The organism is Burkholderia sp. LAS2 (assembly GCF_018417615.1).
In the GTDB taxonomy this organism is placed as follows: Bacteria; Pseudomonadota; Gammaproteobacteria; order Burkholderiales; family Burkholderiaceae; genus Burkholderia; species Burkholderia sola.
The window spans coordinates 1930139-1939862 of sequence record NZ_CP071053.1 but is presented as its reverse complement, the minus strand read 5'-3'; the positions used below and the strand labels follow the sequence as shown (position 1 = coordinate 1939862).

Here is a 9724-nt window from a genome sequence, read left to right as displayed (position 1 = left end):
TCGCGCGCGGCGCACCGTTTCCCCCGCCGTCCCGCCGCCGCCTCCCCTGCCGGCGGCGCGACGCACGTTTCGAGCATCGAGCGCTCCGCCTCGCACGTCACGCGTTACGTCGCCAGCTTCGCGTCGAGTCGCGCCCGCACTTCCGGCCATTCGTCGTCGATGATGCTGAAGCGCACCGAGTTGCGCTTGCGGCCATCCGGCATGATCCGTTCGTGACGCACGATGCCCTCCTGTTTCGCACCGAGCCGCAGGATCGCCGCGCGCGATTTCTCGTTCAGCTCGTCCGTCGTGAACTGCACGCGCACGCATCGCAGCGTGTCGAACGCATAGCCCAGCAGCAACCGTTTCGCTTCGGTATTCGCGCGCGTACGCTGCGCCGATTCGCTCAGCCACGTATGACCGATCTCGAGCTTGCGATTCTTGCGGTCGATCTTCCAGAAGCGCGTGCTGCCGATGGCGCGGCCCGACGCGCGATCGACGATCACGAACGGCATCACGGTGCCGGCCGCCCGCCCCTGCAACGCCGTGTCGATGTAGGCGTCGACCGTCTGCGCGCCGGGCACGACCGTGACCTTCAGGTTCCACAACGCGCCGTCAGCCGCGGCATCCAGCAGCGCCTGCCGGTCGGATGTGTCGAGCGGACGCAGGACGACACGTGCGCCGGTGAGGGTCGGTTGTTCGAGAAAAGACGATGCGTCGGTCATGACGGGATTCCGGAAAATGACGGCGATGGCGGCGAAACGCCCATCATACGGCGGTGCCGCTAGCCGAGGTGGGCGGCCAGCCGGCGGCGGATCGCCTTCGCTTCGGCGCGCAGCGCATCGGCGAACGCGTCGACGAGCAGGTTCTTCGGCCGGTGCTCGGGCACGATCACGCTGACCCGGTACGGAAACGACCGCGTCAGCGGCCGCACGTGCAGGTCGCGGCCGACGAAATCGAGCGCGGTGAGCGGGTTGACGATCGCGGCGCCGAGCCCCTGCCGCACGAACGCACACACCGACACGGCCGACGGCGTGTCGACCACCGAGCGCGGCGCGATGCCGAGTTGCGCGAACGCCTCGTCGATCAGGATGCGATACGGATCGTTCAGCGACAGGCTCACGAACGGGCGATCGGCGAGATCCAGCAGGTCGATCGCGTCCTGCGCGAGCAGCGGATGGCCGCCGGGCAGCACGCACACTTCATCCACTTCGAGCAGCGGCGTGAGCACCGTGCCGGCCGGCGCGACATCGCGCTCGGTCAGCCCGAGGTCATAGCGCTGCGCGGTGAGCCACTCCTCGAGCACCGGCGACTCCTGCGTCGCGACCGACACGCTGACGCCCGCATGCGCGTCGTGAAAGCGCCGGCATGCACCGGGCAGGATCGCGTGCGAGAACGCCGGCAACGCGATTACCGACAGTTGCCCGTCGCGAAACTCGCGCAGGCGCGCGGCCGTCGCCGCGATGCGTTCGAGCCCCGCATACGCGAGCCGCACATCGTCGAACAGCGTGAGCGCGGCCATCGTCGGGCGCAGCCGGCCGTGCGCGCGTTCGAACAGCGCAAAGCCGACGACCTGCTCCATCCGCGCCAGTTCGCGGCTGATCGTCGGCTGCGACGTGTACAGCATCTCGGCCGCGCGCGTCGTGCTGCCGGTGACCATCAGCGCGCGAAAGACCTCGATATGACGGTGCGTCAGCATGATCTATATATCAGAAACGAATCGAATGAAGATAAACAGGCATTTTACCGTATAGCCAATCAGGCGCATCATCCGGCTATCCGTTCATTCGATCCGATTCATCCGCCATGTCCCTCGATTCCCGCCAGCTCGCGACGCTCGCGCAGCAATACGGCACCCCGCTGTGGGTGTATGACGCCGACGTCATTCGCGACCGCATCGCCCAACTGCGCCAGTTCGACGTGATCCGCTATGCGCAGAAGGCAAATTCGAACGTCCATATCCTGAAGCTGATGCGCGACGAAGGCGCATGCGTCGACGCCGTGTCGCTCGGCGAGATCGAGCGCAGCCTCGCGGCCGGGTTCAGCCCGGGCGGCGAGCCGGAAGGCGTCGTATTCACGGCCGACCTGATCGACCGCCCGACGCTCGCGGCGGTGCTGAAGCACGGCGTGACCGTGAACGCCGGCTCGCTCGACATGCTCGCGCGCATCGGCGAGCACGCGCCCGGCCACCGCGTGTGGCTGCGCGTCAACCCCGGGTTCGGCCACGGCCACAGCAACAAGACCAACACCGGCGGCCCGCAGAGCAAGCACGGCATCTGGATCGACGACGTGCCGCGCGCGATCGAGATCGTGCGCCAGTACGGGCTGAAGCTGGTCGGCATCCACATGCACATCGGGTCGGGCGTCGACTACGGCCACCTGTCGCAGGTGTGCGATGCGATGGTCGATCTCGTCACGTCGCTCGGCCACGACATCGACGCGATCTCGGCCGGCGGCGGCCTGTCGATTCCGTATCGCGACGGCGAGCCGCGCGTCGACGTCGGACACTACTTCAGCCAGTGGGACGCCGCGCGCAAGCGCATCGAACGGCATCTCGGCCATCCGGTGCGCATCGAGATCGAACCGGGCCGCTTTCTGGTTGCCGAAGCCGGCACGCTCGTCACCGAGGTGCAGGCCGTCAACCGCCGGCCGAAGCACGATTTCGTGCTGATCGACGCGGGCTTCAACGACCTGATGCGCCCGTCGATGTACGGCAGCTATCACGCGGTGTCGGTGCACGCGCACGATGGCGCGTTGCCCGCCGGCCGGCCGCTCGTCGACCTCGCGATCGCCGGGCCGCTGTGCGAATCGGGGGACGTGTTCACGCAGGACGCAGGCGGCGTGGTCACGCACCGCAAGCTCGCGCAGCCGCAGATCGGCGACCTGCTGTTCCTGCACGACGCCGGCGCGTACGGCGCGTCGATGTCCTCGAACTACAACAGCCGGCCGCTCGCGCCGGAAGTGCTCGTCGATCGCGGCACGCCGCGGCTCATCCGCCGCCGGCAGACGATCGGCGAATTGCTCGCGCTCGAAACGTTCGAGTAACCCGCGCGCGGCGTGACGAACGCCAACGGCCAGGCTTGCCGCTACCGGTAGCCTGGCCGTTTTGCCTGGTGTCTTGCTGCCGGGCGCAGGATCGCTATCGTGCGTTCGGCAGCAACGGGCTTGCCGCCAGCCGCGGCGCGTGCATCACCCCACGCGCTGCACGGGCGCCATCTTCGAGAAGTACTTCGCGCCCGCCACGCAGCCGACCACGATTACCGTCACGACGACCATCGACGGCGGCACCGTCTCGTGCAGCAGCCCGGCCGCGAGCAGGAAGCCGAAGAACGGCTGCAGCAGCTGCAACTGGCCGACGCCTGCAATCCCGCCGAGCGCCAGCCCGCGATACCAGAACACGAAGCCGATCAACATGCTGAACAGCGACACGTACGCGAGCCCCCACAGCGCGGCGGCATCGACGCCGTCGAACGACGCGGGCCACGTCAGCCACGTGAGCGGCAGCATCAGCGGCAGCGACAGCACAAGCGCCCACGAGATCACCTGCCAGCCGCCGAGCTGGCGCGACAGGCGCGCGCCTTCCGCATAACCGAGCCCGCACGCGACGATCGCGGCCAGCATCAGCGCATCGCCGACCACCGACGCGTGCCCGCCGTTGCGCAGCGCGAACGCGGCCACCGCGCCGCTGCCGACGATCGAAAAGATCCAGAACGGCAGCCGCGGCCGCTCGCCGCCGCGCCACACGCCGAACAGCGCGGTCGCGAGCGGCAGCAGCCCGACGAACACGATCGCATGCGCGGACGTCACGTGCTTCAGCGCAAGCGCCGTCAGCAACGGAAAACCGACCACGACGCCGAGCGCGACGACGGCCAGCGACACGGCCTCGGTGCGCGACGGCCGCTTCTGCTTCAGCACGACGAGCAGCAGCAGGCCGAGCGCGCCGGCGATCGTCGCGCGGGCGAACGTGAGAAACAGCGGGTCGAGCCCTTGCACCGCGACCCGTGTCGCGGGCAGCGAGCCACTGAAGATGATGACGCCCAGCATGCCGCTGAGCCATCCGTCGGTCGTCTTTTGCACGGTCAATCCTGAATGGAAAGTGGATGACCGATGATCCGCCGCCGGCGAAAACGGCGTAAGCTACAGCCCAATACAATTCAGACAAACTGTACTGGACAACCGGCCGTACAGTTCATCGTCCACCATGCACCCTTCCGCCCCGATTCCCGCTCCGCCCGCACCGTCGCGCACGCGCGTGGAAACCGTCATGGACACCCTGCGCGCGCGGATCGCGAGCCGCGCGCTGATGCCCGGTGCGCGCGTGCCGTCGATCCGGATGATGGCCGACGCGCTCGACGTATCGAAATCGACGGTCGTCGATGCGTACGAGCGGCTCGCGAGCGAAGGCGTGCTCGTCGCACGGCGCGGTTCGGGCTTCTATGTGTCGGGCCACGCACCGCCGCTCGCGCTCGCCGAGCTGGGCCCGCGCCTCGATCGCGAGCTCGATCCGCTGTGGCTGTCGCGCCAGTCGCTCGAAGCGGCGCCGACGTCGGTGAAGCCCGGTTGCGGGTGGCTGCCGTCGTCGTGGCTGCCCGACGAAAGCCTGCGTCGCGCGCTGCGCGCCGTGTCGCGCGACGAAGCCGATGCGCTGACCGACTATGCGACGCCGCTCGGCCTGCCCGCGCTGCGCCAGCAGCTTGCATGGCGGCTCGCGCAGCACGGCGTCCACGCGGAACCCGCGCAGATCATGCTGACCGACGGCGGCACGCACGCGCTCGACCTCGTGTGCCGCCTGCTGCTGGAGCCGGGCGACACCGTCGTGCTCGACGATCCGTGCTACTTCAACTTCCAGGCGCTGCTGCGCGCGCACCGTGCGCGGATCGTCAGCGTGCCGTTCACGCCGAACGGCCCCGATCTCGTGCGCTTCGAGCAAGCACTCGCCGAGCATCGACCGCGCCTGTACATCACCAACGCCGCGCTGCACAACCCGACGGGCGCGACGCTCGCGCCGCCCGTCGCGCACCGGCTGCTGACGCTCGCGGCCGAGCACGGCCTGCTGATCGTCGAGGACGACATCTTCGCGGATTTCGAGAGCACGCCCGCGCCGCGCCTCGCGGCGTTCGACGGGCTGTCGCGCGTCGTGTCGATCGGCAGCTTCTCGAAGACGCTGTCGGCCGCGATCCGCTGCGGCTATGTCGCCGCGCGGCCGGAATGGATCGACGCGCTCGTCGACCTGAAGCTCGCGACGTCGTTCGGCAACGCGCAGATCGGCGCGAACGTCGTGCATCGGCTGCTGATCGACGGCACGTACCGGCGCCATCTCGACAGCCTGCGCGCGCGGCTCGCGGATGCGATGGGCGAGACGATCCGGCGCCTCGCGCGAGCCGGGCTCGGGATCTGGACGGAGCCGCGCGGCGGGTTGTTCGTGTGGGCGCAATTGCCGGACGGGCTCGACGCGGCGCGAGTCGCACGTCATGCGCTGGACCACGACGTGGTGCTCGCGCCGGGCGACGTATTCAGCGTGTCGCGCAGCGCGTCGTCGTACATGCGCTTCAACGTGTCGCGCTGCAAGGGGCCGGCGGTGTTCGATGCGCTCGCGCGGGCGATGGACGCGGCGCGGGTGGGAGAGCGCGGCGGCGCGCAAGCCGATGCAGGCCGGGGCGTGCTGGCTGATGAATGATCGAGGCCGGCAACATTCTTCTTGCCGAACAGATCCGCAACGCCCGAGTTGCATCGGTCAAGATGCCGTGATTCACCCATCGAAAATCGTACCTGTCTCATAGACGGGCATACCTTCTTAAATCGATAGTAGCCCCCTCATTCCGGATAACTATCGAGTCCATGGGCCTAACTTTCAACTCACACGACACCACACGCCAAGAAGAAGACGAAGAGTGGATTTGCGTCGGGACCACCTGTACCAACACAATACCCGGTTCCATTCACGCTATCGAACTCGACATGACGCAAATCTGCGAGAACATGTCGAACAAGACGTTCAGGCGGTTAATTGCACGTCTGCGTGACGCTGCAGTCGTCCTGATTCGCGAGCGGATGGAGGCGCTCGCCGCTTGGGATCAGGAAGAACAAAGCCGCGTCCGGACGTGGTTCGGGCGATCTGACGAAACAGTCCGGCAACGTTTGGGCATCGGGTTACCCAAGCTTCTGAGCGTCATGCAGCAACTCGAACCCGAGAACGTCATCAGATGGGACGAGCAAACGCAGAGGAACATAACGTGCACCGTATTTCCCGACAATTGGATTACGGATGCAGCAGTATGCAAACCCGACTCACACAAACGAATGATTGCAATTTACCCGCACTTCTGCACGCTTCCCGATGCTCGGCTTTCTACGAACTGCAAGCTGAAAGTGCTGATTCACGAGTGCACGCACTATATCGACACCTTCGATTCAAACGACGAAATCTATGGATTCGGCACCGGCCTGAAATATTGGGCTCAGACACACGCGGATGTAGCAATCGACAATGCAGACAGCCTCGCTTGTTATATTTCATTTTTCGACGACCGGACCCTGTGGTGATATCTCCCGCTCGCATGATCAGCATGGCAATCTGTACTTGCCTGTCGTTCCCGATTTCGTCCACTGCATGTACCGTTTCCGAAGACATGCTCGACAGCGTCCCGCTCAATTCCGATGCCATTCCCAACAAGGATCGCGTCAGAATAGCGGAGATGGTCATCCGTGCGCGCGAGTGGCCTGACGCCGAAATTCGAGGCATCGTCACGGCCGGCGCCTACATTGGCGAAACGAATCCGCAGGCACTCGCGCGGCAAAGATCGATGCACTTGACAGACTATCTGGTTCAACTAGGAGTCAAGCGCGAAAACATATGGTCGGACACCCACATGATTTCGAAGCCCTATCCGAAAGACAGTGCGGGTTACGAAGGCTATCTTCAGATTGGAGTGACGCTGGTCCCCATATGCAACGGTGGATGTCAGCATCTGTGCGGTGACCCGCGCGTCGCGCCGACATCCAGGGCACTCCGTTAAGATGCCAAAGTAACGCAAACCTGTCTCAGGGCCTCACCCGCGTCACACCTCCCCCGCGTGCGCCCTTGCCCTGACCTCCGCAAACGACGTATCGACGAGCAGACGCCCGGTGTCGAACACCGTCTCGAGCGCCTCGTCCCATTCGCCTTCCCGCGCCCGATCGTCCCACGCAACCGGCAGCGTCGCCGTCCGATACTCGCCGGTGCGCCAATTGCGCAGCAGCGTCAGCCGTCCTCGCTTCGAGCGCTTGCCCTGATCGGTGACCGGATCCTTGCGGACGTCGTGCCATACGCCGCCGCGCCGGATGGCCGAGCACTTCATCGCGAAGCGCTGCGTATCGCGATTCACCCGCTGCAACAGCGCACCGCCCATGCCGAACACCACGTTGCCGGCCGCGTAGCCTGCCTCGTCGAGCGCGGCGAGGATCGCTTCGATCGACTGCTCGTCGACGCCGTCGCCCTGGATCACGCGCACGTGATTCAGCACGCGCCGCCCCTTGCCGTTCACGGTCGAGCCGAACGACACGTCGAGCGCCCGCACCGTTTGCAGCACGATCGTCACCGGGTCGCCGGAATCGGGACGCACGACGAGCGTCGCGCCCGAATCGATCACCGCCTGCCGAAGTTCGCCGCCCCACAGATCGAGCGCGGCGAACAGATCATAGGAGTCCGATACGACCGATACGATCGCGCCCGGCAAACCGAAGCGGTTGATCATGTTGCGGTACGCGTCGGCCTCGCCTTCGCGCCCCCACGACGTGATCGTGCTGTGCTCGGCCGCCGGCACCGAGTAGGCGGCCATCGGCTCGCGATAGAAGCGGTTCGCGGCCAGCACGCCGAGCACGGTATCCGAGCCCATGAAGCTTACGAGATGCGCGGCGCCGCCGATCGCGGCCGATTCCGCGCTCGACACGCCGCGCGCGCCGAAGTCGTGCAGCTTGAACGGCAGTTGCGCGAGATCGTCGTCGGTCCTTTCGAGGAAGCGGCGGATCGTTTGCCGCAGGTGCCAGCTGCGGGTCGCCACCGTCACCGGATACCAGATGCGCAACAACATCGTCTCGAGATACGACGCGAGCCAGAACACCTGCGGATCGTCGCATTCGACCGTCATCAGCACGTTGTGCACCGGCACGATCGAGCCTTCCGGCACCGCACGGATCTTCACCGGCAGGTAGCCGTCGTAGTGCTCGACGATATGGCGCCATCCGGCTTCGTTGAACGGCTCGCCGTGCACGGCGAAGAAATCGCGCGCGTCGTCGATCATCGCGTGCGTGACCGGCTTGCACAGGTACTCCTTCAGCAGCATCTGAAGGCCGAAGAACAGTGTGCGGTCATAGCGGCCGCCGCGCGATTCGACGTACGAGAACATCGCCGATGCGTCCGGCGGATATTGCAGGAAGTGGGAAGCCTTGTACGAATCCGTGTTGAGAATCGGATTGGCGAGAACCGCGGCAAAGCCGCCGGGATCGTTTTGCATGGCTAGAGCTCCTCTAGGCCGTTGAAGTGCCGCCGCGTCTGTCGCGGCGGACCGAATGCGGGGAATCAGCGCGTCACAGCTTCCCCAGGAAGTGATACGCGATGTCGAAGTGATCCTCGAACATCACGTTGCGCATCTGCGCGAATTCGTTGAGCGGGACCCAGCGCGCCTTGTCGGCGTCGTCGCTGCCCTTCACGCGCGGCAGCTCGCCGGTCGGAAAGTTGAACAGGCACGCATGCGTGATCGTGCGGCCGCGCAGCGAACGCGTCGGGTGATCGAACACCTGGCGATCCTTGATCGAGCCGCGCAGCACGGGCTCCGGCAGCTTGAGGCCGGTTTCCTCGCGCAGTTCGCGAATGCACGCCGCATCGAGCCGCTCGTCCTGGTTCACGAAGCCGCCCGGCAGCGCCCACAGGCCACGGCCCGGTTCGCTGCGACGGCGCACGAGCAGGATATGCCCCGAGTGCACGACCACCGCGTCGACCGTCACGAACGTGACCGGATACGGCGCTGCCGCCCACGCCTTGCGATACGCGGCGATGAATTCGGCTTCCGACTTCAGTTGCGCGAATTCCGGCTGCGTGCGGAACCGCTCGAGCCAGCCGAACACGGGTTCGGGCACGGCCCACTGCACGAAGCTGTTGGTCCGTTCGGCGAAATACTGGTCGCGGATCTCGGTAGCGGAAATGTCTTCCGTCGCGTCGACGTCGACGAGCTCCCATTGCGGGAACATCCGCAGGTAATACGACGTGGCGTCCTTCTCGTGGCCGATCAGCCCGACCTTGCGCTGCGCGACGTCGCCGAGCGCGCCGGCCACCGCATCCTGCACCCAGCGCACCCAGTCGCCGTCGTTGTAGGTCGAATCCTGCAGCGGGGCGATCGTCACGCGGTCGCGCTCGGACGCGTCGAGCAGCGAAGCCAGCATCTGGCGGCGCTCGTCGAACGAGAACGGATCCTTGATGGTGCGGGGCTTGTCGGTCGATCCAATCAGCACGCACACGCGCTCGGCCCGGCTCAGTGCCAACTTCAGCACGTTCAGGTGACCACGATGCGGAGGCTGGAAACGACCGATGAAAACGAGCGCGTCGAAGCGCCGGTTCTGTTGCGTACTCATGAGGCTCCCTCAAGAGATTGAAACGCTCCGGGTCTGTCCCGAAGGGTTGGGATAAATCCTAGGGGAATTCCCGAAGTGCGTCAATCGATCCCATTCGAGCCCACGCTCGACTTGACGATGTCTGACGAAACACAGGTTA

General features: G+C 65.9%; 9 protein-coding genes. 4 read left to right on the top strand and 5 right to left on the bottom strand.

Features of this window, described 5'->3' with window-relative positions:
* Nucleotides 1–104: 104 nt before the first annotated feature.
* Both JYG37_RS29105 and JYG37_RS29100 read right to left on the bottom strand, forming a co-directional pair.
* Nucleotides 105–704, bottom strand: coding sequence for a GNAT family N-acetyltransferase (locus JYG37_RS29105; RefSeq protein WP_050014981.1), 600 nt, complete (start codon nt 702–704; stop codon nt 105–107).
* 59 nt (nt 705–763) lie between these two features.
* Nucleotides 764–1678, bottom strand: a complete 915-nt coding sequence (locus JYG37_RS29100) for a LysR family transcriptional regulator (protein ID WP_050014980.1) — start codon at nt 1676–1678, stop codon at nt 764–766.
* Nucleotides 1679–1785: 107 nt separating this feature from the next.
* Here JYG37_RS29100 and lysA point away from each other — a divergent pair, with 107 nt between their 5' ends.
* Nucleotides 1786–3024 (top strand): diaminopimelate decarboxylase, encoded by a 1239-nt coding sequence (gene lysA / locus JYG37_RS29095; RefSeq protein ID WP_124556027.1) that lies wholly within the window; start codon nt 1786–1788, stop codon nt 3022–3024.
* Between the two features lie 144 nt (nt 3025–3168).
* On the opposite strand, the gene JYG37_RS29090 is transcribed toward lysA, so the two are convergent.
* The gene (locus JYG37_RS29090) at nt 3169–4056 is read right to left on the bottom strand and encodes a DMT family transporter (RefSeq protein WP_050014976.1); all 888 of its coding nucleotides are present in this window, start codon (nt 4054–4056) and stop codon (nt 3169–3171) included.
* Between the two features lie 124 nt (nt 4057–4180).
* Here JYG37_RS29090 and JYG37_RS29085 point away from each other — a divergent pair, with 124 nt between their 5' ends.
* From JYG37_RS29085 to JYG37_RS29075, 3 genes are all read left to right on the top strand, one after another.
* Complete coding sequence (locus JYG37_RS29085; protein WP_213346293.1) at nt 4181–5656, top strand: aminotransferase-like domain-containing protein; 1476 nt, start codon at nt 4181–4183, stop codon at nt 5654–5656.
* Nucleotides 5657–5937: 281 nt separating this feature from the next.
* Nucleotides 5938–6522, top strand: coding sequence for a M35 family metalloendopeptidase (locus JYG37_RS29080; RefSeq protein ID WP_239468981.1), 585 nt, complete (start codon nt 5938–5940; stop codon nt 6520–6522).
* An 86-nt stretch (nt 6523–6608) separates the two neighbouring features.
* Nucleotides 6609–6995 carry a hypothetical protein gene (locus JYG37_RS29075; RefSeq protein ID WP_050014970.1) on the top strand — a complete coding sequence of 129 codons (387 nt, stop codon included), beginning with the start codon at nt 6609–6611 and terminating at the stop codon, nt 6993–6995.
* 42 nt (nt 6996–7037) lie between these two features.
* Here the strand turns inward: JYG37_RS29075 and JYG37_RS29070 are convergent, their stop codons facing one another.
* Both JYG37_RS29070 and JYG37_RS29065 read right to left on the bottom strand, forming a co-directional pair.
* Entirely contained in the window at nt 7038–8471 is a 1434-nt protein-coding gene (locus tag JYG37_RS29070) for a nicotinate phosphoribosyltransferase (protein WP_050014968.1), read from the bottom strand.
* A gap of 73 nt (nt 8472–8544) precedes the next feature.
* On the bottom strand, nt 8545–9585 hold the full coding sequence (locus JYG37_RS29065; protein ID WP_213346292.1) for a bifunctional nicotinamide-nucleotide adenylyltransferase/Nudix hydroxylase: 1041 nt from the start codon (nt 9583–9585) through the stop codon (nt 8545–8547).
* Between the last annotated feature and the right edge of the window lie 139 nt (nt 9586–9724).

What these genes read in the sequence shown, in the direction of transcription:
- JYG37_RS29105 (WP_050014981.1), bottom strand. Translation starts at nt 704, where the DNA reads ATGACCGACGCATCGTCTTTTCTCGAACAACCGACCCTCACCGGCGCA.
- JYG37_RS29100 (WP_050014980.1), bottom strand. Translation starts at nt 1,678, where the DNA reads ATGCTGACGCACCGTCATATCGAGGTCTTTCGCGCGCTGATGGTCACC.
- lysA (WP_124556027.1), top strand. Translation starts at nt 1,786, where the DNA reads ATGTCCCTCGATTCCCGCCAGCTCGCGACGCTCGCGCAGCAATACGGC.
- JYG37_RS29085 (WP_213346293.1), top strand. Translation starts at nt 4,181, where the DNA reads ATGCACCCTTCCGCCCCGATTCCCGCTCCGCCCGCACCGTCGCGCACG.
- JYG37_RS29080 (WP_239468981.1), top strand. Translation starts at nt 5,938, where the DNA reads ATGACGCAAATCTGCGAGAACATGTCGAACAAGACGTTCAGGCGGTTA.
- JYG37_RS29075 (WP_050014970.1), top strand. Translation starts at nt 6,609, where the DNA reads ATGCTCGACAGCGTCCCGCTCAATTCCGATGCCATTCCCAACAAGGAT.
- JYG37_RS29070 (WP_050014968.1), bottom strand. Translation starts at nt 8,471, where the DNA reads ATGCAAAACGATCCCGGCGGCTTTGCCGCGGTTCTCGCCAATCCGATT.
- JYG37_RS29065 (WP_213346292.1), bottom strand. Translation starts at nt 9,585, where the DNA reads ATGAGTACGCAACAGAACCGGCGCTTCGACGCGCTCGTTTTCATCGGT.